Below are 22,277 nucleotides of genomic sequence, written 5' to 3' on the forward strand. Positions count from 1 at the left end.
GGATCCTCCCTCGCGATGAGTGGAGAGCGCCACGGAAACACGGAGGCAAGCCGCCGCGCCAGCGCTCCGGGAGTGGTCCCCTCCAGCCAGAGCGCGACAACGGATCTACGGCTGTGGCGCCGCTGCGGCGCGCCGGACTGATCGGAAAAGGCGCCGCATCCATCCTCCCCCTCCCCGAACCGGGTGTCGACCGGACGGCCATGTGAGCCAGTCTCGCGGACAGGCCCAGCAGCTCGCCACAGGGCGGCTCGACGGCTTGGCTTCGGCCGATGAACGCCTCGTACGGGCTGGACGAGGGCGTGCTCCAGGCTGCTCAGCGAGCTGCCGTCTCGGTCTCGTTCTTGATCTTCATCATCCGCTCGGGCGAGTCGGCCAGGACCGCATAGGCCTCCAGTCCCCAGGCGGTGGCGTAGTCGTCCTTGCTCTCGATACCGATTAACACGGTCCTGACCTGGGGGCGGGTGTGAAAGCAGGCAGCGGCGGCCCGGTCCCACATCAGGGCCCGCTGCACCGGGCTGCGCCCCTCGCCGAGTGTGTACTTCTCCGCCACCGTCACGTCACGGCGCAGCTCGAAAGCGGCCCAGGTCCCCGTCCGGGGTGCGTCGAGGCAGTCGCCCGTCAGGCGCGAAGTGACCAGGCGGGTGCGGGTGGTATCGCGGTCCTCGAACAACCGGGCCTGGGGGTGGGACGCCATCGCGTCGAGGTTGGCCTTCTCGGTGGAGTAGAACCGTACGCGCTGCCACTCCCTGCGTCCCTGGCTCTGCAGGGCGTCCAGCGTCTTGGCGATCGCGGGCACCAGGGCCTGGGCGTCGGCGGACTTCATGTCCAGCAGCACGCCCATCCGCTGCGGGATCCGCCGCAGCGCTTCCTCCAGCGTGGGCAGGGGGGTGGGGTGCGTACGGTACGGGTAGGCGCCGGAGTCGTCCTTGAACTGGTAGCCGGCGTTCAGACCCATCAGCTCGGCGGCGTCGTGGTCGGCTACCCGGCCCGTGCCGTCGGTGAGGGCCGACAGGTCGCCGGGCCGGTACAGGACGGGGACGCCGTCTCTGCTGACCTGCACGCTCAGCCACATCATGTCCACCTGGTGCGCCAGCGCGCCGTCGATGGCCCGCACGGTGTTCTCCGGGAAGTCCGCCGTGCCGGCACGGTGGGCGATCACCAACGGACGACGATCACCCGCCGCCGAATGACGCTCCGAGCCCGCGGCCGAGGCGGCCCGCCGCTCAGGCACAGCAGACGCCCCTGCATGGTCCGGGACCGCGGCCGCCGAAACAGCGGTGGCCGCGACAGCAACCGCCGCGGCCACACCAGCCGCCCACCTGCCGGCTTCCCTCCCGACCCCGTACGCCATCACCCGAACCCCATCCCGTTTCGATCATGAACCGTCGCAGCGGACGCTACCCACCCAACCCTCAAGCCAGCCCAGCCCCGGCCGAAAACCACCCCCACCCGACACACAACGGCCAAGACCCCACCCCACCACACCCTTCCGCGCCCCGGGCAGGGAACGCCCGAGGCGCGGCGCCGGGCATGGCCCACGCCGGCCGACGACCGGGAGACCAGCCGGCACAGACCGGCCTCGTTCACGAGATCGACGTCCTCGAGATCCGCGGCCCCTCGCCCGTCCTCGGCCTGCCGGAGGAGGCGCTGCGAGGCTGGCGCCTCGCGCTCCTGCACGCCGCCCGCCTGGAGCACGACGCCCGGCACAACCTCAGGACGGGTGATGACGCTCCACCAGCGGGTGGAAGAGGCCGCCGCGTTCGCGGACAAGCTGCCGGAAGCCGCCACGGAGCTGTACGTCACCGAGACGTCGGACGACGCGCTCTGGCGAGGCGATCGACGCGGAGTGCTACGAGCTGGAGGCCGGCCGCCACGTCCCGCCGGACCGCGTCTGGTCTGCCTCGCTGTGCGGCGACCACCTCGTCACCGAGCGGCGCGAGGTACTGCGGCAGTTCGCAGGCGGCATCCACGCCGACAACCGGCGCGTGCACCGGGCGTTCCTCGCTTCCGTACGGGTCTTGGGGGAGGAGTCTGATCAAGGACCTCACCAGGACCACCCGGTGATCACGACTCGCTATGCCCCTGGGTGACGCGCTGAGGTGCCGGACGCCAAGGGCGGGCAGGAGTTGAGTCAACGGTCAACCAGCCGTGGACGCGGGGCTTCACCCGTGGATTCCGCGTCGGTGTCGTCGGTGCCGACCGGGCCGCGGGGAAGCATCCGGTCCAGCCACTTCGGCAGCCACCAGTTGGTCCGGCCGAGGAGTGTCATGGTCGCCGGTACCAGCACCATGCGTACGACCGTGGCGTCGATGAAGATCGCGGTGGCCAGGCCGAGCCCGAACATTTTGGTGGAGGGGTCCTCGGCGACGGCGAAGGACAGGAAGACCGCCACCATGATGAGGGCGGCCGAGGTGATGATCCGGGCGGTGCGCGAGACGCCCTCGACGATCGCCGTGCCGTTGTCGCCGGTGCGCAGGTACTCCTCGCGTACACGGGAGAGGAGGAACACCTCGTAGTCCATCGACAGGCCGAACAGGATGGCGAAGAGGAACATCGGGATGAACGACACGATCGGAACCGTCGCTTCCAGCCCGATGAGTGCGCCTCCCCAGCCCCACTGGAAGACCGCGACCATGATGCCGTAGGCCGCGCCGATGCTCAGCAGATTCAGCAGTACCGCCTTGAGCGGTACGAGTATCGAGCGGAAGACCAGCATCAGCAGCAGGAACGACATCGCCAGCACGGCGGCGACGAACACCGGCAGGCGTTGGCTGGTGCGTTGGCCCACATCGGACAGGCTCGCGGCGGCGCCGCCGACGTGGGCCCTGGCCGGGCCGTGCCCGATCGCCGTGGGCAGCACGTCGGTGCGCAGCCGGGCGATGGTGTCGGCCGTGGCCTTGTCCTGAGGGCCGGTGGTCGGGAACACCACGAGGGTCGCGATGCCGGTGGCCCGATCGATGTGCGTCGGCGCGACGGATGCGATGCCCGGATCCGCCGCGACCGTTGCGACGAGTCGGTCCAGCACTCCCGGATCACCGGTGGGGTCCGCGGCGATGACGAGGGGACCGTTGGTGCCCGGGCCGAACCCCTCGGCGACGAGGTCGTAGGCGCGGCGCTCGGTACGGCTCTGGGGCAGTGAGCCGTCGTCGGGCAGGCCGACGCGCAGGCCGAGCACGGGCAGCGTCGCGGTCAGCAGCAGCCCCGCCGCGCCGACCGCGTACGGCACCGGGTGCCGGCTGACGTGCCCGATCCAGCGACGCCACCCGGCGGCGTGGGCGGCGCCTGCCGCCGGGTCCCGCCGCCGTGCGAGTCGGCCCGGCTTCCTGGTCTGCAGAGCCCGGCCGATCCGGCCGGCCCGGGCCAGGCGCGGGCCCGCCGCGCCGAGGAAGGCCGGCAGCAGCGTCACCGACGCGAGCACCATCGTCAGGACGACGATCGAGACGGCAACCCCGCCCACCGTCATGAACGGCACGTTCGCGACCGCCAGGCCGAGGATCGACACGACGACGACGACGCCGGCGAAGACCACGGGCCTCCCCGCCGTGGCCACCGCTCGCCCCGCCGCCTCGCGGGGATCGAGCCCGCGCGCGAGGTACTCCCGGTGCCTGGCGAGCACGAACAGCGCGTAGTCGATGCCCACTCCGAGCCCGACCATGCTGCCCAGGACGGGGGCGAAGGTCGGGACGTCCATCACCCCCGCCAGTACCGTCATCGTGGCGACTCCGATGGTCAGCCCGAAGACCGCCATGCCGATCGGCAGCGCGGCGGCGACGAGCGAACCGAACGCCAGGAACAGGATCGCGGCCGCGGCGAGGAGGCCGATCAGCTCGCTTGCGCCGCCGTCGGGGTCGGAGAAGGCGTAGAAGAGGTTCCCGCCCATCTCGATGCGCAGGGGTAGCTCGGCGCGCAGTCGGTCGCCGAGATCGACGAGGGCGTCGAGGTCTTCGGCCGACAGCCGGCTCTGGTCGGGGTACTGCACCCGGACGACCGCGATCCGTCCGTCGGCCGAAACGAGGCCGCCGCGCACGGCGGTGTCCCGGCCTGCGTCAAGTGCCAGCGCCGGGTCGCTCGTGCCGAGCACGTGCGGCAGCCGCTTCACCTCGGTCTGCAGCCGCGTGAGAGCGGTGCGCGCGCCGTCGTCGTCGAAGAACGTCGCACCATCGTCGAGGGGGGTGACGACCACTTGGGCGGTCATCCCCTCCTGGCCGGTGCCTGCCCGCTCGATCAGTTCCGCGGCCTGTTGGGAGTCCAGTCCCGGAGCGGTCATCGAGTCCGCGGTCCGCCCGCCGAAGGCGAGGGCGGCGAGGACGGCGAGCGTGGCGGCGAGCAGCCATGCCGCGATCACCCGCCAGGGATGGCGGGCGGCGCTTGTGCCCAGGCGCAACAGGGCTTTCGAGAGCATCGGGTCCTCCAACCACTACGTTGGCCGTCGTTGTACGGCCGCCGATGCCGAGGCTCGTCGCCACGGCGCTCTGCGGCATCGGCTCGCGGGCCGCGGATCCGTCGGCCTCAAGTCGGAGTGACGCCCCGTCCTTTCGGCCGATGCGCGGCGCTGCGCGGTCCCTAGGCTGGGAACCGTGCTGCGAGACGACCTGCGAACCCTGTGGACCGAGCCCCGGCCGCCCGACGCGCCCGCCCGGGTGCGGAGGGACTGGGTGCTGCTCGCCGCGGGCCTTGCCGGTGTGGCGCTGGAGGCCACCCTGCGCGAGAACGTCGTGTGGCGGCCGGTGGCGGTGGTGTTCGCCGTATGGCTGTGCCTGCTGCCCCTGTGGCGCCGGACCCGCCCGCTGGCGATGGTGACGCTGGCGTTCGGCTCGGTGATCCTGCTTCCGGTGGCCTCGCTCGTCGCCGCACCGCGCGAGCCCGTCGGCCTGTACACCGGCGCGGTCGTGCTCGTGCTGGTGTACGCACTGCCCCGGTGGGGATCGGGACGCGAGATCGTGCTGGGCGGCGCGGTGATCGTCGCGACCGGCGCGCTGTGTGTCGTCATGGACGAGACCCCGGTCGTCGAAAAGGTCGTGGGCCTCGTCTTCCTGCTGCTGCCCGGCGTGTTCGGGGCTGCCGTGCGGTTCCGGGTGACCGCTCGCGAGCGGCAGTTGGAGCAGGTGCGCTCCCGCGAGCGCGAGCAGCTCGCCCGGGAACTGCACGACACGGTGGCCCACCACGTGTCGGCCATGGTGATCATCGCCCAGGCGGGCCGGGTGCTCGCGGGCACCGACCCGTCCGCCGCCGTCGAGGCGCTGGAGGGGGTCGAGGAGGAAGGGGCGCGCACGCTGGAGGAAATGCGCGCCATGGTCGCCGCGCTGCGCGACCGCGGGGTCGGCGCCGAGCTGGCGCCCCCTGCCGGAGTCGCGGATCTGGAGCGCCTGGTGCGCACCCCGGGTGGTCGCCTCAGGGTCGACCTGGGGCTCGACGGCGAACTGGACGCGCTGCCCCCGGCCGTGGACGCGGCCGTCTACCGGATCGTGCAGGAGTCGGTGACCAACGCGCTGCGCCATGCGGTCGACGCGACCGAGCTCGTCGTTCGGGTCGCCGCGGAACGGCACACGGTACTGGTGAGCGTGCGCGACAACGGCCGGCGCACCGGCCGGGGTCGCGACGGATACGGACTTACCGGACTGCGCGAGCGCGCGACCCTGCTCGGCGGCACACTACGAGCCGGCCCGGATACTGACCGGGGCTGGCATGTCGAAGCCGAACTGCCGAGAGCGAGGAGCGAGAGCGGTGTCCATTCGCGTCCTCGTCGCTGACGACCAGACGATCATCCGCACCGGGTTGCGGATCATGCTGAACGCCCAGCCCGGCATCGAGGTGGTCGGCGAGGCCGCCGACGGGCGGGAAGCGGTACGTCTGGCCCGCGAACTACGCCCCGACGTCTGCCTGTTCGACATCCGCATGCCCGTACTCGACGGGCTCGAGGCCACCCGGCTGGTCGCCGGCCCGGGCGTCGCCGACCCGCTGGCCGTGGTCGTCATCACCACGTTCGACCTCGACGAGTACGTCTACGGCTCACTGCGTGCCGGCGCCCGCGGATTCCTCCTCAAAGACACGGGACCAGACCTTCTGGCGCAGGCCGTACGGTCGGCGTCCGACGGTGAGGCGCTCATCGCGCCCAGCGTCACCGTCCGTCTGCTCCAGGCATTCGCGGACCTGCCCGCCGGCCGGCCCGTGGCCCAGCCGGTCTCCCCCGTCACCGCCCGCGAGGAGCAGGTGCTCCTGGCCGTCGCTCGCGGGCTGACCAACACCGAGATCGCCGATGCGCTGCACATCAGCCTCAGCACGGTGAAGACGCATCTGGCCAGCCTGATGGCCAAACTCGGCGCCCGCAACCGGGTCGAGATCGCGATGTGGGCCTACGAAACGCGCCGTATCCTCCCCGGAACCTGAGCCGGCTGCCGGGCCATGTCCCATGAGTCCCCGCCCGGACATCAGTGCACCGGTCGGCTCACGTCTGCTCCACGTGCCTCACCCGCCCCAGAGCGTGACGTACCAGGAGGCCGGAACTGGGACGGTGAGACACCTTGCGGGCCCCGGGTGGGACCGCGATATCGTGGATGTGACCAGCAGCTCTGCCCTGTCTTCACCGGAAATCGCGTGTGTCCTACCAGAGGGTGGCTGGTCCGGAGACGACCCAGCCGGCTTCGGTTGGTTTGACCCAGAATCCGAAGGCAACCTCGATAGTTTCTGCGCGGTAAGTGAGTTCGACGTAGACATGGCTGCCGGTGGGACCCCAGTGGAAGCCGGCAACATCAAGTTCATTGAGCCAAGACAGGTCCTGCTCGCCGCCGTGGGCGACAGGGGCGTGACTCGCCTCGTCCGCATCAACGCCGACTCCGAGGGCGCCGTCCCACAGTGACGCGAGCACGTGGATCACCGGTGAGTGATCGACGAGTCGTTCGGCCTCAGGGATCTTGCCGGCCCGGAGCAGACTGACGTAGCGACAAATGGTCGCCTCGACATCCGTATTAGGCGGGCGCTCCGTCCAGGTTTGCACCGCAAGATCGTAAAGGCTGGAGGGCGCTACCGCGCAAGTGCGTGCGTCGGGCATCCGAATCGTGGGGAACGGGTGCGACGCCGCCGAAGCCGGCGAGGCGGTCGGGGGTTCCGAAGGCGGTCATGTCGCCGCCGCGGACGCTGCGGTTGCGGAGATTTTGAGGTCGATGACCGTCTCGTCGCCGCCGCGTAAGGGGTTGAGGTCGCGGCGGATACGGACCTGGTCGGCGATGACGGCGGCGTCCTCGGCATCGGTCTTGCCTTCACCGCGGTAGCTCTCGGATGCGCGGTGGATGGCCCGGCCGGAGATGTAGTGGACCGGCTGGTCGTGGTTGAGGAGGATCGTGATGGCCAGGGCGGCTCCGCCGTCGGCCAGGTCGATGCCCCAGGTCACCTCGTCGCCCAGGCCCAGGACGTCGGCGAGGAGTTCGAGGAGTTCGGGCTCGTCGATCGCGACGCAGTGGTGGTGGGTCTTGCCTGCGTCGATGCAGGCCCAGATCGCGGCCATGTGGTGCCTCCGTGCGGTGGGTGTGCTGGGTGCCTCCCGACGGACGACCTCGCTGTCGATTCCCTACGGAGCGATCATTCGCGATTCCTAATCCGTGACCGGCACGTGGAGCACCTTGAAGGTCGCCGAGCGGACGTTCCGCGGGTTCATCGGCCGCTACGGAAGCCAGGCCGGCGTATGTTCGGCGGGGTATGGCGTGAGGCGGTCTTGTGCCGCCGCTCGCGCCTGGCCGAGGCTTGGCTGATCACATACCAAGGGGGGTGCCTCGATGGGATGTGGTGCGCAGCGGGCGGATCCTGGAACGGGAGTTCGGGATCGAGTACGCCGGGGAGCTGCTGGCACTGGTCTCGCGCAAGTGGTTCCGGGTGCGCGAGACCTACGCCGTGGGTGTCGTTCGGGAGGATGCCGATGCCGCGCTGCTGCTGGCCGTCGTGGTCTGTGTCATTCGGATGGTGGGAGGGAAGCCGGCTCGTGACCGGTTCGAGTGGACCGGGACCGCCGACCAGATCCTCGACCGCATCTGCCGCTCCTGCTCACGCGTCTGCGAACCGGATCACTTGAGGTGGAACGTGAGCTCGGTCCGCGTGCCATCGACGTTGACCCCGTTCACAAAGCCGCCGGCGTTGCGGTAGCTGCCGGTGCCACCGGTGATGGCGAAAGTGAACTCCGCGGGGAAGCTGGTGGTCACCGAGGCGAGCCCCTCGACGGTGATGTCACCCTTGGGCAGGCGGAAGGTGGCCCGGCACTCCCGCAGGTTCGGCGCAAGGCTGGTCACCGTGCAGACGAAACCGTCCCTGCCGACCGATACGCCGTCACGGAAGAGCTCATCGGAGCCGACGGCCTCATCGCCGAGGCTCGGTCCCGGCGTGCCCTCGTCAATGAAGGCAAACTCCCGCTGGATGGCGACCAGCGCGATGCCCTTGTCGTCGCCGGCCGAGGTCGTGTCGGGGGTCGGGGTGGCTGCCTGCGCGAGGGGTGAACAGGCGAGGACGGCGGCCAGCGCGGTGACCGCGACGGGCCCCAGTGCCCTGAAACGGCGCATCTTACGTCTCCTGAGAGAGTGGATGATTCGTCCGTAAGTGATGATTTATCACTTACGGTCTTGTGCTTACCTCGCCGGATTACCTGCATGACGCGGCGCGCCGGGGCGGGCGTGGAATCCTGCCCGATCGGGCCCGCGCGGACCACCTGTCGGCCTGTCCAGGAGCTGCCGGACAGGTCGGAAGGGGCGCCACCGGATCGGTGGCACCCCTTCTGCGTGTGGGCCGGGCGAGTCAGCCTGAGCCACTGAATGTGATCGGCGAGTTGCGGATGTTTCTCTCTTCTGCCGTTCCTCTGTGTGCGCTGAAATCGAGCACAAGCCCAGGCAGTGGGGTCACTCGCGACAGCAGGCTGTGAATGGCTCCGGGGTAAGGCTGAACGCGGCGGATGCAGCGTTGGCGTCCGTGGTGACGTGTTGCAGTTCAGCGATGGTCGTCCTCGGGCAGGGCGGGCGGTGCGCAGGTGCGGTGATGCAGGCGAGCGTCGGCACGCGGGGGGATGCGGTCAGCGGCGCTGTGCGGGCCCGGGTGCGTCGGGGGCGGTGATCCATTCGACAGCCGTGCACGGCCTCTGGTCCTTCGCGTCACTGCAGGCCAGGCGGGCGACGCACCGGCTTTCGAAGCCGTCATGGCAGGCATCCGTGTTCCGCGAAGCGGACCCGGAAGACCGAGGACCCGGCCGGAGGCCGTCCTGGCCGATCGGGCTTACTCGTCCCGTGCGATCCGGAGCCACCTCCGCCGGCGCGGGATCCGTGCGGTCATTCCCCAGCCGTCCGACCGGATCGGCCATCGTCTGCGACGCAGAAGTGCTCGGCGTGAGCGTCGGTTCAGTGCTGGTGTCCGTCGTCGTGCCCAGGTTCCTTGCTCGGGTGGGTGTCCTTCGACGAGGCGGTGGGCGAGGGGGCAGGGGTGGGGGTGCCGGTGCTGTGTTCGCCGCCATGGCCTTCCCCGCTTCCCTTCTCCGGCGCGACGTCGCCGTGGCTGTGGCCGCCTCCGGAGCCGGCCACGGTGGGGGCGATGTGCCGCAGACCCAGGAAGGTGACTGCCGTGACGGCGAGCACGACCAGGCCCATGAGGCCGAAGATCCGGCGCCACGGCCTCTTGGCCTCCTTCAGGAAGAACGCGATGAAGGACAGGACGATCCCCAGGGGAATCAGCACGGCGCAGCGGTCGGGGAGGTCGGCGAAGTGCTGCATGCCGCCGCTGAGCATGCCGAGGCCGAAGGAGAGCATCGTCGAGGTGCCGAGCACGCGCAGCATGCGGGAGAGGACGGGCTTCTCCGACGCCAGGATGATGTCGTTGAGGACGGTGGCGAGCAGGAAGACCAGCACGCCGGACGCGGCGATCATCGTGTAGCGGGTGGGGTCCATGGGGTGGTGCACCACCGCGCCGCTGATGAGGCCGGCACCGACGTAGTAGCCGACATAGCCGAGGTAGCGCCACGGCAGAGAGGCATTCTCGCGCCTGCCTGCCGAGCGGCGCTGTCGGCGGGTCGGCTCCGACGGGGTCGGCAGCGGGGTCGTGACGAGACCGGACGAGGAAGACAAAACGGGCCTTTCAACAGGTGAGGTAAGTGGCCTGCCTGCCCAGGGGGTGATCACCTGGGTCTGTCAGGGACGTGTGGCAGGCGGCCGAGAGCGCGGCGGCAGGCCCAGACGGACTGGTGGCCCCCGGCTTCCGCGGCACGGGTCACCACGGGCAGCGGGAAGGGGCATTTGTGCGGCAGGGCCGAGCCGCCGTCAGCGCACTGACGGAGAGGTGGTGGGAGGTGTGCCCAGCGGGTCGTCTGCAGGCTGGGCGGCATGAACGGTCTAGATCCGTAGAACCGCTGAATCCGGCAAGGGGACGGACGCCCGAAGGGCCCGGACGGGGCCGGCGGCGAGGAGATTCCGGAGCGGGGGCCCGAGGGGAGCACCTACGGACGGGCCGTGCAGCGCGGGGGTCGTCTTCGGGTGGCCTGACACGCACTGGTGAGCGGCGTGGTCGGATTCGGGCACGTCGTGGTGGCCAATGTCCTGGTCGTGGTGACCGGTGTCCCATTGGCCGGACCGCGGGCCCGCTGCGTCGTGGCTGTGCCCGGCCTGATGGCGGTCCTGAGTCACCGCTGTGCCGGGCGCCGTTGCGGGGTGCGCGTGGCCTGCGGCGCTCTCGGCACTGACGCCGTGGGTGTAGGCCAGGGCGAGGAGGAGGACGGCCCATATCCAGCTCCGCCACGGACCCGCTGCACGAGAACGGGACCGCAGCGCACCGCGTATCGGCCGGGCCGCAACCATGCCGGGCAGCATAGCGGCACCGTTCCGGCAGGGGGAACGGACCCTTGTGCGCCGGGGAAGACGGGCCGGCTTGCGGGTCAGGCGGGTGGGCGCAGGCCGTCGATGGTGACCTCGACCAGGCGCTGGACGGCCTCCTTGGACGGCAGGCCGGCGGCAGCCGTCAGGGCATGGAGGCAGTACTGGGCGAGTTCAGCAGGGGGAACGTCGGAGCGCAGGTTGCCCGCCGCGACGCCGTCTGCGATCAGGGCTTCCACCATGCCCGTCAGGCGTCGTTCGGCGTGGGTGACGTGGTCGCCCTGGTGGAGGAGGGCGGCCAGTTCGCCGCCGTGGCGCCGGCCGGCCATTGCCGCATACGCCTCGAGAACTGCGGTGAGGCGTTCACGAGTGGTGCCCGGCCGGCCGCAGACCTCGGCCAGCTGGTGGAGGTGGCTTGCGACCTGGCGTTCGTGCCAGGCCGACAGGACGGCCTCGGCGTCGGGGAAGTACTTGTAGAGCGTCGCGCGGCCGATCCCGGCGCGCTCGGCGAGCTGGGACATGCTCACCGCCCGCAGCCCGCCGGCCTCGACCAGCTCGGCGGCAGCATCCAGGATCGCTTCGCGTACGGCGTGGCGGTGGGCATCGATGGTCTGGTTCCACAGCTTCGGCACCCACACAGGATACGGACGTCCACGGGAGTTACACTCCGAGCACAGGCAAGACAGAGTGTCTCGATAAAGCGGAGGTGATCATGTCTGGTTCACAGACCCCTGACAGCGGGCAGCCGGAGGAGGAGCACCACACGCCGCGCTGGGTGAAGGTCTCCGCGGCGGTGGCCGTAGCGCTGGTGGTGGTGTTCGTGATCGTGCACCTGGCCGGCGGCGGCATGGTGGGGCACGGGTCGTGAAGCCGTTCCCGCCCGCTGTGCGCAAGACACTGCTGACCGCGCACGTGGCCGCTTCTCTGGGCTGGCTCGGGTCGGTGGCCGCCTTCCTCGCCCTCGCCCTGGCGGGGCTGACCAGCGCCGAGCCGCAGACGGTGCGCGGGGCGTATGTGGCGATGGATGTGGTGGGCTGGTTCGTGATCGTGCCGCTGAGCGTGGCCGCGCTGGTGACGGGTGTGGTGCAGTCGCTGGGCACGGTGTGGGGGCTGCTGCGCCACTACTGGGTCATCGCCAAGCTGCTGCTGACCGTCGCGGCCACGGTGCTGCTGCTGGTGCACATGCAGCCGGTCGGGCACCTGGCGGATGCGGCCGCCCGCGCCGCGCTCGCCGAAGGAGAGCTGTCCGGCATGCGGATCCAGTTGGTCGCCGACGCGGCTGCCGCGATCGTGGTACTGCTGACCACCGCCTGCCTGTCGGTGTTCAAGCCCCGCGGGATGACCCGCTACGGCCTGCGCAAACGCCGCGAGCAGAACCTCGGCGCACCGATGGCCGCCGCCGGCTGACGCCGTACAGCGCACGGGCCGCCGGACCCAGGAGGCGGGCGCCGGGCGGGCGTCCGACCCCTGGACCTGGCGCGGGGCGGGTCAGTTCCTGCCGAGGAGCTCGTTCATCTGCTCGATCTCGGCGGACTGGGAGGTGACGATGGCGCCGGCCATGTCCTTGGCGGGCTGGAAGCCACCCTGGGCCTGCTCGGTCTTCGCCATCTCCACCGCTCCTTCGTGGTGCTTGATCATCAGCTCCATGAAGGCGGTGTCGAACGCCTTGCCCGAGGCGTTCTTCAGCTTCTCCATCTCCTGCGGGCTCATCATCCCGGCCATGCCGTGAGCGGCGTGGTCCGTGGCGCCGGGGGCGGGCACCTGCTCACCCCAGGACGTCAGCCACCCCGACAGGGTCTTGATCTCGGGGTCCTGGGCCTTCTTGATGTCTTCGGCGAGCTTCTTCACCTCCGCCGACTCGGCCCGGGAGGGGGCGAGGTCGGCCATCTCGATGGCCTGGCGGTGGTGGGGAATCATCCCCTTGGCGAACGCCACGTCGGCGGCGTTGTGCTGCCCCTGGGCGGCCGGAGCCGACGCGGACGGCGAGGTGGTGGTGTGGCCGTTGTGTCCGGCCGAGCCGCCGTCGTTGCCTCCGCAGGCGGCCAGGACGACCGCGGCGGCCCCCGCGGCCAGGACGGCGGCGGTACCGCGGATGAGGGAACGCTTGCTGGTGCTCATGGTGGTGCAACTCCTTGCAGCGGATGCCCCGGTCGGGGCATGCGCGAAGAACGGATGAAGGACCCGGAGCACGGCACCAGGCGCCCGGCGCTCGGCGCTCGGCCAGGGCAGGGGCCGCGCGGGCGGTCCTATATCCGCAGGAGCTGCAGTTCGGCCGGATCGGGCGGAGCCCGCCCGCCCTGCGCCCCGGCCCCGGCCAGGCCGGGCGGCCCGGCCGGCGGCAGAGCCTCGTTCAGAGCCGCGGCCAGCGGCGGCGGCGCGTACGCGGAGCCGACACCGGCCGCCGCGCAGGTCCCATCCGCGTGATCGAGGTGTCCCGACCCGCCGGCCGAGTGGGAGCAGGCCGCATCGGCGGCATGTGCGCTCTCGCCGTGGGACACCGGCGCCGCGTGGTGCGCCCGACCCTGCGCCGCGAAGGCCGGCGTCGGGCCCAGGCCGTGCATCGCCAGCACGCCGGCCAGCACCGCCAGCACCAGCAGGACGAACCCCCGCCCGGCAGGGCGGCGGCTCCTCGAGCGCTGGGCGGCGGTCATGAGGTCATCGTACGAGTCGCCGACGGGCGCGCCGTCAGGAGCGGACCATGCGGGCGATGGCCTGGGACGCCTCCCCCACCTTCTCCCGCGCCTCGTCACCGCCCTGCGCGAGGATCGCGGGCGCACCATGGAAAGGGGCGGGGCGCGCGGTTCCGGTGCCGCGCGGTCTCGACCGGCACCGCCGAGTCCTGCGGGCGCGGCGGGGACAAGGACGTCCCATGGGATCTTCCGACCGGAAAGACCAGGGAGCGGCGGGGCGGCGAGCCCGGGCCGAGGAGACGCGCCGGGCCGCCCAGGCCCGTGACCGCCGCAGCATGCTCTTCACCGCGCTCGTCGCTGTCGTGATCCTCGCCGGACTCGCCGTGGGCGGCTGGTACCTCTTCGGCGGAGGGAAGGAGCGGGCCAAGGCCGCTCCCATCGCGGGGGAGCGGACCTGGTCGGAGTTGAGCCGGAACCACGTCACAGGGACCGTCGGCTATCCGATGACCCCGCCCGCCGGCGGTGACCACGACCCGGTCTGGCAGAACTGCAACGGTGACGTCTACACCCGGCCGATACGGCAGGAGAACGCCGTGCACTCCATGGAGCACGGCGCCGTATGGGTCACGTACAACGACAAGGCCACCAGCACCGACGTCAAGGCCTTGGCAGCGAAGGTGTCCAAGTCCCCCTACACCCTGATGAGTCCGTATCCCGGCCAGCCCTCGCCGGTTACGCTCACCGCCTGGGGGCACCAGCTGAACGTGGAGAACGCGTCGGACCCGCGGGTGGAGCAGTTCCTCGAGAAGTACGTACAGGGCGAGCAGACCCCCGAGCCGGGTGCGGCGTGCACGGGCGGGAAGACCGGCTGACCAACCAACCAGGCGAGGGCGCTGAGCCGGTGCTGCGATGCCCTGGAGCGCCGTACCTGCTGCTCACCGCCGGGCAAGCCCCTCGTGCGGAGAGGCTTGCCCAGCCAGGCCCGTGACCGATGCCCGGTCGGCGGACCGAGCGTGACCGATCCGCCTCCCGTGATCGGTCAAACAGCGCGTCAGCGCCGTGACCGGCCCGTGCAACTCCCGGCCGAACCGGTCACCGGCCGTCGGTCAACGCGGCCTCGTTGAGGAGGCGCTCCGGCCTGGGTGGGCAAGCCGCTGTTCAAGGCGGCTTGCCCAGGCTCCCTTTGGGCTTGCCCAGCCTGTTGGGCCGGCTCCCGCAGCGGGCGGGCAAGCCCCTGCCGGATGGCTTGTCACCCCGTCGCGCTCACCGTGCCTTCGGCAGTGCTGCCAGGGGCAGGCGGTCCTCGCCGCGGCCGACGACCCGCCACACCGGCCGATCGGCCCCGTCGCGGGTCAGCAGGGGCAGGGTCGTGGTCGCCACGGCGAGCCGGTGGTTCACGCCCCCGACGCCGCGGGCCCGCTCGTGGAAGGCTGCCTCCCTCGTTTCCGGGGCCGCGCGGCGCGGGGCCGGGGCGAAGACGAACGCGATGCGCGGGCACGACGGAGGGCGCGGACGGGCGCGTGGACGAGTGCGGGGAGTACTGGCTGGATGTCGGCGTCCGATTTGGGCTGGTGGATCACCGACCGTTAGGCTTCCATTAGTTGCTCAAGTCAACCAACGGAGATGTGTGTGGACGACACCACCGAACACTTCCACAGCCACGTGGAAGAGATTCTTGACGCCCTGGAAGAGGAACCCGGCCGTGAGGCCCTGGTACACCGGGGCCGGCGTGTGAGCGCGGGTGAACTACGCGGTCTCGTTTACGGCATGGCACGCGCGCTGCGGTCCCAGGGGGTGAGGCGCGGTCAGACGGTCACCCTCCTCTCCGGCAACCTTCCCGAGACGATCGCGGCCCGCCACGCCGCCGGACTGCTCGGCTGCGCCGTGAACCACCTCTACCCCGGTCTTTCGGCCGACGTGCACGCCGACATCCTCCGGGACGTCGAAACCCGGGCGCTGATTGTCGACCCCGCCTACCGCGATCGCGCCGCCGACCTGGCCCAGCGGGTGCCGCTGGAACGGGTGCTGGTCCTCGGCGGAGGCACCGGTGTGGGTCTGGACCTGGTGAACCTCGCCGCCGAGCAATCCACCGAGGTCTTACCGGGCGCGGCGCATCCGCAGGACATCTGCACCATCCGTCACACCGGTGGCACCACCGGTCATCCCAAGGCAATCTGTACGACCTTCAAGCAGCGGGCGTCGATCGGACCGGATTGGTCCGAGGAGGGTCACGTCAGGGCCCTCGTGTGCACCACCCTCGCGCATGCTGCAGGCCACATGGCGGACACCACGCTGCACCGCGGCGGCACCGTCGTCCTGCTTGACGAGTTCGAAGCCGGTGCCGTGCTCGCTGCCATAGAGCGCGAGCGCATCTCCCACATGTTCCTGCTGCCGCCGCTCCTCTACCAGTTGATGGACCACCCCGCGGTCGACCGCACCGACACCTCCAGCCTGCGCATGCTCACCTACGGGGGCTGCGCATCCTCCCCGACCCGCCTCGCGGCGGCGGTCCGGCGCTTCGGCCCCGTACTCAACCAGTTCTACGGCCAGAACGAAGCGGGCGCGATCAGCAGGCTCTCCCCCGAGGACCACGATCCGCAACGCCCGTGGCTACTGCGCACCGCCGGGAAGATCATGGAAGGCGTCGAGGTCGCCGTCCTCGACCCGGAAGGACGGCACCTGCCCGCCGGCGAGCACGGCGAGATATGCGTCCGTTCCCCACACGTGATGAAGGGCTACTGGAAGCAGCCCGAGCTCACCGCGGAGGTATTGCGGGACGGCTGGCTCCACACCGGTGACATCGGGTTCGTCGACTCGGACGGCTACGTCACGATCGTGGACCGGCTCAAAGACATGATCGTGGTGATGGGAGGCCACGTGTACACGGTGGAACTGGAAGACGTGCTGAACTCCCACCCGCAGGTCCGGCAGAGCGCAGTGCTCGGGGTCCCCGACGCCAGCCTCATGGAGCGGGTCCACGCCGTCGTCGTCCGCACGCCGGGCGGCGACGTCGGCGAAAAGGAGCTGCGCGCCATGGTGCGGGACAGGAAGGGCGCCATGTACGAGCCCGCGAGCATCACCTTCGTCGACGCGCTGCCCCTGACCGACGCGGGCAAGCCGGACAAGAAGCTGCTCCGCGGCCGGGCCGTCACGCTGGTCGAGTCTCCCTGACGATGGACGACACCGTGCCGGGACGAAGGTCATGTCACCGGACGGGATCGGGCTGCCGTCGAGGGAGAGGACCATGTTGGCCTCGCCGGGGCCGGCGCTGAGAGTGCAGGTGACCCCGTGGGCGTCGGCGCGTTCGAAGCCGAACCGCGGGTAGTTCGGGGATCCGGCACGCGTCGGCGCGCAGGGCGTCGACGAGGTCGGCGTCCTCGGGGGAGCCGAAGGGGCCGCGGTGATCACCTCGCGTACGCGCTCGGTGTCGTGCGGGTCTCGGTCCTGATCTTCACTGCTGGGGTGTTCCTTTTCCGTGGAGATGGAAGTCTTGGTCGTGGTCGGTTGGCGCCGTGGACGGGGCGCGGCTGCAGGTGCTGGCCGCGCGTGCGGCCCGCCCACGGCCGCCGCGGGCGGGTCACAGGGTGAGCAGGGCACGGCCGGCGTACTTGGGGTCGGCGAGGGGTCTGAGGGCGAGGCGGACCAAGGCGAGCGGGTTGTCATCGCCGGCGATGCGGTTGGCGCTGAGTTCGCCGCAGGAGGCGCACTGGTGGATGATCATCCACTCGCCGTCGGTGCGGACGGACATGCCCAGCGCCTCCATCCGGCCGCGGCAGTCCGCGTCGCGGTCGCCGGGGATCTTCCGGTCGACGTGCAGGCTGGCCAGGCAGTTGGGGCAGTGGTTGCGGTGTGCGGTGCCGGGGGCGTCCAGGGACACGTCGAGCCGGCAGGAGGTGCACCGGAAGGCGCCTGCCCGGTGGCCGCCTTGGGTGTGCAGGACGTCCTTGTGCCGCTGCGGACGGCGCCGTCGCCCGCGACCGCTGTGGTTGTTGCGTGACATGGCGGTACTCCTTCCCTGTCGGGCGGTCAGAGGGTTCCGAACGCTTCGAGCGGGAAGGGCGGTTGGGCCAGTGGGCGGACCGCCATGCGCATCAGGATGAGCTGGTTGTCGTCGGCGCGGACCGGGTTCGAGGTGAGCTCGTCGCAGCGCACGCAGCGGTGGATCACCATCCAGTCACCAGTGCGGAGCACGGCGATGGCGATCGGGGACATCCGGCCCTCGCAGTCGCTCGGACCGCCCTCGACGTGGTCGAGGACGTGCCGGGAGTGCAGGCAGGACGGGCAGTGGTTGCGCGGCGCGCCGTCGGCGGCGTACGCGGACACGGTCAGCCCGCACCAGGCGCAGGCGAAGGTGCCGAGGCTGAAAGTGTTGGTGGTGTTGCTGGTGTTGCTGGTGTTGCTGGACACCCGGGTGCTCCTTGCTGGAAGTCGGTCATGACAGCAAGAGCAGGCCGAGTGGCCTCGTCAGAGGGCCCGAAAACGCCATGGAACGGCGGACAGGCAGGTCAGAGCACCGGAGAACACGTCCGGCAGCCGCCCGGAGAAGCGGGCAGCGGGAAACAGCGGACGGTTACGCGGTACGGCGAGGCGCACTCGGCGCGGGCCGGGACATCAAACACCCTTTTCCAGGGCACACAGGCCCAGAACGAAACAGAACGACCCTGGAAGGCTAACAGGACGCCTTCCGGGGGTGTCAACGCATTATTCGACGCACCGGACCCGCGCGCTCGCCCCCCAGCCTCGCCCCTCAGCCTCGCCCCCTGCGGAGCCGTCGCCTGACGGCGCCTCGCGGAACGTCGGGACTGCGAGCGAAGCCTCGGACCACCAGCACCGGAATGCCGTACTCGGCAAGCCAGGAGGTGACACCGCCCTCGTACCCCTCCACGATCTCCCGGGCCTGGTCCACCACGGCCGGCCACCGCACCCGCTCACGGCTCATGCGGCACGAGTACCCCTTCGCGGCCCGCCGTGCTCTCCGAGCCGCGGTCAGCTGCTACCCGCTCCCCGATGGAGGGCAGCGGCCGGCAACACGTACACCGTGTACGGCACGGCCGATCCGTCCGCGGCCGGCTGCTCGTAGGTGCCGGTGCGAGTGAAGCCGGCCTTGGCAAGGACGCGGCCGGAGGCGGGGTGGGCGGGGTGGGCGGGGTGGTGCATGGCTTCCAGGCGTTCGAGGCCGGCAGTGGTGAAGGCGTGGGCGACGACGTGCTTGACGGCTTCGGTGGCGTAGCCGTTGCCCCAGGTGTCGTCGCGGAGGATGTAGCTGAGGGTGCCCATGGTCGGGGAGCGTCGCCGCAGGGCGATCAGGCCGATCATCTCGCCGTGGACGAGGATGGCCCAGCTCCACTGTGCGCGCGGGGTTTCGGCGGCTCGGGCGAGGGCCGCGCGTACCTTCTCCTGGGCCTGGTCGTGGGTGAGGGCCTGGCCGGTGGTGTACCGGACGGAGGCGCCGCTGTAGATGCGGGTGAGGGCTTCGGCGTCCTCGAGGGCCAGGGCGCGCAGGGTCACCATGCGGTGGTCAGCTCCTTCGCGGTGGGGCGGTCGGCGGGGTCGGGGGCCAGGCACGCGGTGATGGTGTTCTCGAAGTCGGGGAACGGCCAGGGCCGTACGTCGCGGAGCGCCGTGGTGGTGCCCTTGGCGATGGCGGCGAGCTTGTCCGGCCGGTCGGCGTTGTCGTCGTAGGGGACGGGGCGGTGGCCGGTCCAGCACCAGAGGAGGGATGCGCCCAGGCTCCAGACATCGGAGGCCGGCTGCGCCTGGATGTGGCTGTCGGTGGGGGTGGAGAGGATGGCGGTGGCGATCTCGGGGGCGGTCGTGTGGGTGAGAGCGCCCCGGTACGGCAGGCGCCCGTCGGGGTCAGGGACGCAGGCGAGGGCCGGGGCGCTGCGCTGGTGTGTCCGGTGGTCACCGGCGGCCGGTATCCGGCTGCTCGGGCGTGAGGTCGTCGCCGTCGCCGCCGGCGGGGCCGCAGTCCCACTCGGCGACCAGGGTGCCGGTGGAGCGGTAGCGGGCGAGGGCTTGGTCGTCCGCGGTGCCGTCGGCGTTGGTGAACCAGATCTCCGGGAGCGGACCGTAGGCGGCTTCGTAGTCGGCGGCCCAAGCGATCGGGCCGTGGCCGTTGTTCGCGACGTGGCGGATCGGCTGGCCGGCGGTCTCCTGGCACAGGGCCGCGTACGCGGGGGTGCCGAGGATGTCGTGCCAGGCGGCGTCCACGGCCGGGGACAACATCTCGGGCATGGCTGGCCGCTCTTCAGGCGCTGGCCGGTGATGGTGAGGAACCGGTGCAGCTCGGTCGTCGCGGTGCTCATGGTGGTGCCCCTCTCGTGCCAGGTGGTGCTGTGGCCCCGGGCCCGGATCCCCAGCGCCTGCTGCACCTCCCGCCTCCGAGGCCCTGTCGACCCGCACCGGTACTCGGGTCGGACGGCAGAAGGGTTATCGGACCTCGCCCGCCCCCTTGACCGCACGGTCTGACCTGCGGAGACGGCACGGTGCCGAGAAGTCGGCGCGGAGGGGGGCACGGAGGGGTCTGTGGAGGTGGCTGTCCGGGCGCGGACAGGGGTCTGCCCGGGATCATCGGCGGTACTCGCCACGGGCGCTCCTGAAGGCTGAGGCGGGCCTGTCCCGCCGTTCACCTGCCACAGGTGTCTGCGAAGGCGCCTGTGTGACGCCGGGCTTCGGGCTTTGCCAAGCCGTGATGCTCGGTGAACACCCGACAAAGGCGGTGCGGAGAATGTCGGGTGATCGGGACCGGTGCCGCCGCACGATGGGGGCATGGATGACACGACCTTGGTATCCCGCTTCCTCCGCGACGGCTTCGTGAAGTTGGAGGGCGCCGTCGCGCCGCGCGTGGCCGCGGACTGCGCGCGGCTGCTGTGGCGAGAGACGGGCTGCGACCCGGACGATCCTGCGACGTGGACGCAGCCCGTGCACTGGGTGGCCGGCATGGCGCAGGGGCCGTTCGCCGCCGCACCCAACTCCCCTTCCCTGCATCACGCGTACGACCTGCTCGTCGGCGCGGGTCGCTGGGAGCCGCGCTACTCGCTGGGCTCGTTCCCGCTGCGCTTCCCGCACGAGGAGGAGCCGGACGATGCAGGCTGGCACATCGAGGGGAGCTATCTGCCGGAGGGCGAGCGCTGGTACTTCACAAACCTGCGCTCCCGGGGCCGGGCGTTGCTGATGCTGCTCCTGTTCAGCGAGGTCGGTGAGGAGGACGCCCCGACCCGGATCCGGGTCGGCTCACACCTCGACGTGCCGAAGGTGCTGGAGAAGTACGGGGAGGACGGGGCGAGCGGGCTGGCTCTTGCGTCCGATCTGGTGGCGGCGTCCGACCACCGGCCGCTCGCCCTCGCCACCGGGTCCCCGGGCGACGTCTTCCTGTGCCATCCGTTCCTGGTGCACGCGGCGCAGCCGCACCATGGGGTGCGACCGCGCTTCATGGCCCAGCCGCCGCTGATGCCGGCCGCGCCGTACGAACTGGAGCGGGCCGACGGCGCGTACTCACCCGTGGAGATCGCGATCCGTCGGGGCCTCGGACAGGACACCCCGGTCACCAGCCTTCGCTGAGAATCCTCAGTCTTCACTGCGAGAGGTCAACGGAGCGGGGCGAGATTTCACCCCCGTCCGACGGCGGACTCCGTCCACAGTGTCAAGGCCGCAGGCTCTCGTTGAGGTCGTCGCGAACAGCGCGGCGGCCCGTACGTCCTGCAGACATGGGCGCAGACCGGGCCGGATGCGGCGGAGGGCATCGCCCTCGCGGTCATCGTCGAGTTCGCCCTGCAGTTCCTCACCGAGGACCACGAGGACGTCGCCGATGTCCTGCGCCAGCTGGAGGCGGTCGGAGTGGGCCCGGCCCTCGACGCGCACCCCACACCGGCCGATGCACACCTGGTGCGCCTGACCGCCGTGCAGTGCGCACCGGAGACGGCGATGGTGCGCACCGCGCGCATCAGGTGCGCACCGCAGGGAGGCGAGCGCCTCTATCACAGACCCCCTTGACCACGGTCTGATCGGCTGTCCCAGCGGGTGCGGTCAAGGGGCAACGCGTCGGGTGGCGGACCTGGTCAAGGGGGCTGGAGCAGCAGTGACTTGGCGGACTGGACGCCACGGAAGCGGGACGCGGTCGGTCGGCTGCAGGCCGACCCGGATGCGATAATCAGTGGCGGCGGGAGTCGATGCGCACCACGATGCGATTATGGACTCAGGCGAGCGCAACAACGAGGCACCGGCGACTCGGTGGACCCCCTCCACCATCTACCCCGACATGTGGGTCGACCCGGACGACGACCCGCGCGAGACCGAGGCCGAGACGGTCGACGAACGCGGCACGCTGCTGGAGAGTCTGCGCTACTTCCGCCTGACCGTCGAGATGAAGTGTGCGGGCCTGGACGCCGAGCAGATGGCCCGGCGCTCCGTGCCGCCGTCCACGATGTCCCTGCTCGGGCTGGTGCGGCACATGGCCGAGGACGAGCGGCACTTCCGCCGGATGGCCGGCGAGGACTCGCCCAGGATCTACCGCACCGCCGAAGACCGTGACGGCGACTGGAACGGCGCGATCGCCGACCCGGCGGTCGTGGCGGACGCCTGGCGGCAGTGGCGGGCCGAGAGCGAGGTGACCGACCGTTTCATCGCCGGCTTCGCCGACCTCGGCACACGGACCGGGGAGGCGCCGCTGCGCGAGATCCTGGTGGCGCAGATCGCCGAGTACGCGCGGCACTGCGGCCACGCGGACCTGCTGCGCGAGAGGATCGACGGCCGAGTAGGCCAATGAGGTTTTCAGGGTGGGGTCGGTGGTGTGAGGGTCAGGCCTGTGGCGGTGAGG

At 71.0% G+C, this 22,277-nt stretch carries 20 protein-coding genes and 3 pseudogenes; 10 read left to right on the forward strand and 13 right to left on the reverse strand.

Going from position 1 to position 22,277, the window contains the following annotated elements:
- Positions 1 to 313 precede the first annotated feature (313 nt).
- On the reverse strand, positions 314 to 1,159 hold the full coding sequence (locus AC068A_RS18880; RefSeq protein WP_478586249.1) for a glycerophosphodiester phosphodiesterase family protein: 846 nt from the start codon (positions 1,157 to 1,159) through the stop codon (positions 314 to 316).
- Positions 1,160 to 1,587: 428 nt separating this feature from the next.
- On the opposite strand from AC068A_RS18880, the pseudogene AC068A_RS18885 reads away from it, so the two are divergent.
- A pseudogene (locus AC068A_RS18885) lies at positions 1,588 to 2,036 on the forward strand (DEAD/DEAH box helicase); the annotation flags it as partial.
- A 95-nt stretch (positions 2,037 to 2,131) separates the two neighbouring features.
- On the opposite strand, the gene AC068A_RS18890 reads toward AC068A_RS18885, so the two are convergent.
- Positions 2,132 to 4,402 (reverse strand): MMPL family transporter, encoded by a 2,271-nt coding sequence (locus AC068A_RS18890; protein WP_478586251.1) that lies wholly within the window; start codon positions 4,400 to 4,402, stop codon positions 2,132 to 2,134.
- A gap of 175 nt (positions 4,403 to 4,577) precedes the next feature.
- Between AC068A_RS18890 and AC068A_RS18895 the strand changes: the two genes are divergently transcribed.
- Both AC068A_RS18895 and AC068A_RS18900 read left to right on the forward strand, forming a co-directional pair.
- Positions 4,578 to 5,750: a sensor histidine kinase gene (locus AC068A_RS18895; RefSeq protein WP_478586253.1), complete on the forward strand. Its 1,173-nt coding sequence runs from the start codon at positions 4,578 to 4,580 to the stop codon at positions 5,748 to 5,750.
- The gene (locus AC068A_RS18900) at positions 5,725 to 6,387 is read left to right on the forward strand and encodes a response regulator (protein ID WP_150497990.1); all 663 of its coding nucleotides are present in this window, start codon (positions 5,725 to 5,727) and stop codon (positions 6,385 to 6,387) included. Before AC068A_RS18895 ends, AC068A_RS18900 begins: the two co-directional genes overlap by 26 nt.
- Before the next feature lie 214 nt (positions 6,388 to 6,601).
- Here AC068A_RS18900 and AC068A_RS18905 read toward each other — a convergent pair whose 3' ends face one another.
- From AC068A_RS18905 to AC068A_RS18915, 3 genes and pseudogenes are all read right to left on the reverse strand, one after another.
- On the reverse strand, positions 6,602 to 6,994 hold the full coding sequence (locus tag AC068A_RS18905; protein WP_478586255.1) for a hypothetical protein: 393 nt from the start codon (positions 6,992 to 6,994) through the stop codon (positions 6,602 to 6,604).
- A 153-nt stretch (positions 6,995 to 7,147) separates the two neighbouring features.
- A pseudogene (locus AC068A_RS18910) lies at positions 7,148 to 7,501 on the reverse strand (IS110 family transposase); the annotation flags it as partial.
- A gap of 553 nt (positions 7,502 to 8,054) precedes the next feature.
- Positions 8,055 to 8,543: an allene oxide cyclase barrel-like domain-containing protein gene (locus tag AC068A_RS18915; RefSeq protein WP_478586257.1), complete on the reverse strand. Its 489-nt coding sequence runs from the start codon at positions 8,541 to 8,543 to the stop codon at positions 8,055 to 8,057.
- Positions 8,544 to 9,094: 551 nt separating this feature from the next.
- On the opposite strand from AC068A_RS18915, the pseudogene AC068A_RS18920 reads away from it, so the two are divergent.
- A pseudogene (locus tag AC068A_RS18920) lies at positions 9,095 to 9,355 on the forward strand (transposase); the annotation flags it as partial.
- Positions 9,356 to 9,368: 13 nt separating this feature from the next.
- Here AC068A_RS18920 and AC068A_RS18925 read toward each other — a convergent pair.
- Both AC068A_RS18925 and AC068A_RS18930 read right to left on the reverse strand, forming a co-directional pair.
- On the reverse strand, positions 9,369 to 10,088 hold the full coding sequence (locus AC068A_RS18925; RefSeq protein ID WP_478586259.1) for a hypothetical protein: 720 nt from the start codon (positions 10,086 to 10,088) through the stop codon (positions 9,369 to 9,371).
- Positions 10,089 to 10,891: 803 nt separating this feature from the next.
- A complete protein-coding gene (locus AC068A_RS18930) occupies positions 10,892 to 11,461 on the reverse strand; it encodes a TetR/AcrR family transcriptional regulator (RefSeq protein ID WP_478586261.1) in 570 nt (189 codons plus the stop codon).
- 80 nt (positions 11,462 to 11,541) lie between these two features.
- On the opposite strand from AC068A_RS18930, the gene AC068A_RS18935 reads away from it, so the two are divergent.
- Both AC068A_RS18935 and AC068A_RS18940 read left to right on the forward strand, forming a co-directional pair.
- On the forward strand, positions 11,542 to 11,697 hold the full coding sequence (locus tag AC068A_RS18935) for a hypothetical protein (RefSeq protein WP_478586263.1): 156 nt from the start codon (positions 11,542 to 11,544) through the stop codon (positions 11,695 to 11,697).
- A 17-nt stretch (positions 11,698 to 11,714) separates the two neighbouring features.
- The gene (locus AC068A_RS18940; RefSeq protein ID WP_478586265.1) at positions 11,715 to 12,236 is read left to right on the forward strand and encodes a hypothetical protein; all 522 of its coding nucleotides are present in this window, start codon (positions 11,715 to 11,717) and stop codon (positions 12,234 to 12,236) included.
- Positions 12,237 to 12,317: 81 nt separating this feature from the next.
- Here the strand turns inward: AC068A_RS18940 and AC068A_RS18945 are convergent, their stop codons facing one another.
- Both AC068A_RS18945 and AC068A_RS18950 read right to left on the reverse strand, forming a co-directional pair.
- Positions 12,318 to 12,947 carry a DUF305 domain-containing protein gene (locus tag AC068A_RS18945; protein ID WP_478586267.1) on the reverse strand — a complete coding sequence of 210 codons (630 nt, stop codon included), beginning with the start codon at positions 12,945 to 12,947 and terminating at the stop codon, positions 12,318 to 12,320.
- 128 nt (positions 12,948 to 13,075) lie between these two features.
- The gene (locus AC068A_RS18950; RefSeq protein WP_478586269.1) at positions 13,076 to 13,480 is read right to left on the reverse strand and encodes a DUF6153 family protein; all 405 of its coding nucleotides are present in this window, start codon (positions 13,478 to 13,480) and stop codon (positions 13,076 to 13,078) included.
- 218 nt (positions 13,481 to 13,698) lie between these two features.
- Here AC068A_RS18950 and AC068A_RS18955 point away from each other — a divergent pair, with 218 nt between their 5' ends.
- Both AC068A_RS18955 and AC068A_RS18960 read left to right on the forward strand, forming a co-directional pair.
- Entirely contained in the window at positions 13,699 to 14,331 is a 633-nt protein-coding gene (locus tag AC068A_RS18955; protein WP_478586271.1) for a DUF3105 domain-containing protein, read from the forward strand.
- A 751-nt stretch (positions 14,332 to 15,082) separates the two neighbouring features.
- Positions 15,083 to 16,630: an AMP-binding protein gene (locus AC068A_RS18960; protein ID WP_478586273.1), complete on the forward strand. Its 1,548-nt coding sequence runs from the start codon at positions 15,083 to 15,085 to the stop codon at positions 16,628 to 16,630.
- A 406-nt stretch (positions 16,631 to 17,036) separates the two neighbouring features.
- Here AC068A_RS18960 and AC068A_RS18965 read toward each other — a convergent pair whose 3' ends face one another.
- The 4 genes from AC068A_RS18965 to AC068A_RS18980 all read right to left on the reverse strand — a co-directional run bounded on the left by AC068A_RS18965 (position 17,037) and on the right by AC068A_RS18980 (position 19,696).
- The gene (locus AC068A_RS18965) at positions 17,037 to 17,459 is read right to left on the reverse strand and encodes an RNHCP domain-containing protein (RefSeq protein ID WP_478586275.1); all 423 of its coding nucleotides are present in this window, start codon (positions 17,457 to 17,459) and stop codon (positions 17,037 to 17,039) included.
- A 26-nt stretch (positions 17,460 to 17,485) separates the two neighbouring features.
- A complete protein-coding gene (locus tag AC068A_RS18970; RefSeq protein ID WP_478586277.1) occupies positions 17,486 to 17,866 on the reverse strand; it encodes an RNHCP domain-containing protein in 381 nt (126 codons plus the stop codon).
- A 579-nt stretch (positions 17,867 to 18,445) separates the two neighbouring features.
- A complete protein-coding gene (locus tag AC068A_RS18975) occupies positions 18,446 to 18,970 on the reverse strand; it encodes a GNAT family N-acetyltransferase (RefSeq protein WP_478586279.1) in 525 nt (174 codons plus the stop codon).
- Between the two features lie 393 nt (positions 18,971 to 19,363).
- Positions 19,364 to 19,696, reverse strand: coding sequence for a hypothetical protein (locus AC068A_RS18980; protein WP_478586281.1), 333 nt, complete (start codon positions 19,694 to 19,696; stop codon positions 19,364 to 19,366).
- 534 nt (positions 19,697 to 20,230) lie between these two features.
- Between AC068A_RS18980 and AC068A_RS18985 the strand changes: the two genes are divergently transcribed.
- Both AC068A_RS18985 and AC068A_RS18990 read left to right on the forward strand, forming a co-directional pair.
- On the forward strand, positions 20,231 to 21,022 hold the full coding sequence (locus tag AC068A_RS18985) for a phytanoyl-CoA dioxygenase family protein (protein ID WP_478586283.1): 792 nt from the start codon (positions 20,231 to 20,233) through the stop codon (positions 21,020 to 21,022).
- Between the two features lie 628 nt (positions 21,023 to 21,650).
- Positions 21,651 to 22,226: a DinB family protein gene (locus AC068A_RS18990; protein ID WP_478586285.1), complete on the forward strand. Its 576-nt coding sequence runs from the start codon at positions 21,651 to 21,653 to the stop codon at positions 22,224 to 22,226.
- Positions 22,227 to 22,277 lie beyond the last annotated feature (51 nt).

The sequence above is a fragment of the Streptomyces sp. NPDC043854 genome (assembly GCF_056436005.1).

Bases quoted from the DNA above. Each gene is read 5' to 3' on its own strand.
- AC068A_RS18965 (WP_478586275.1), bottom strand. From the start codon at position 17,459: ATGTCACGCAACAACCACAGCGGTCGCGGGCGACGGCGCCGTCCGCAG.
- AC068A_RS18980 (WP_478586281.1), bottom strand. From the start codon at position 19,696: ATGCCCGAGATGTTGTCCCCGGCCGTGGACGCCGCCTGGCACGACATC.
- AC068A_RS18985 (WP_478586283.1), top strand. From the start codon at position 20,231: ATGGATGACACGACCTTGGTATCCCGCTTCCTCCGCGACGGCTTCGTG.
- AC068A_RS18935 (WP_478586263.1), top strand. From the start codon at position 11,542: ATGTCTGGTTCACAGACCCCTGACAGCGGGCAGCCGGAGGAGGAGCAC.
- AC068A_RS18960 (WP_478586273.1), top strand. From the start codon at position 15,083: ATGTGTGTGGACGACACCACCGAACACTTCCACAGCCACGTGGAAGAG.
- AC068A_RS18945 (WP_478586267.1), bottom strand. From the start codon at position 12,947: ATGAGCACCAGCAAGCGTTCCCTCATCCGCGGTACCGCCGCCGTCCTG.
- AC068A_RS18990 (WP_478586285.1), top strand. From the start codon at position 21,651: ATGGACTCAGGCGAGCGCAACAACGAGGCACCGGCGACTCGGTGGACC.
- AC068A_RS18915 (WP_478586257.1), bottom strand. From the start codon at position 8,543: ATGCGCCGTTTCAGGGCACTGGGGCCCGTCGCGGTCACCGCGCTGGCC.
- AC068A_RS18890 (WP_478586251.1), bottom strand. From the start codon at position 4,402: ATGCTCTCGAAAGCCCTGTTGCGCCTGGGCACAAGCGCCGCCCGCCAT.
- AC068A_RS18975 (WP_478586279.1), bottom strand. From the start codon at position 18,970: ATGGTGACCCTGCGCGCCCTGGCCCTCGAGGACGCCGAAGCCCTCACC.
- AC068A_RS18950 (WP_478586269.1), bottom strand. From the start codon at position 13,480: ATGACCGCCGCCCAGCGCTCGAGGAGCCGCCGCCCTGCCGGGCGGGGG.
- AC068A_RS18955 (WP_478586271.1), top strand. From the start codon at position 13,699: ATGGGATCTTCCGACCGGAAAGACCAGGGAGCGGCGGGGCGGCGAGCC.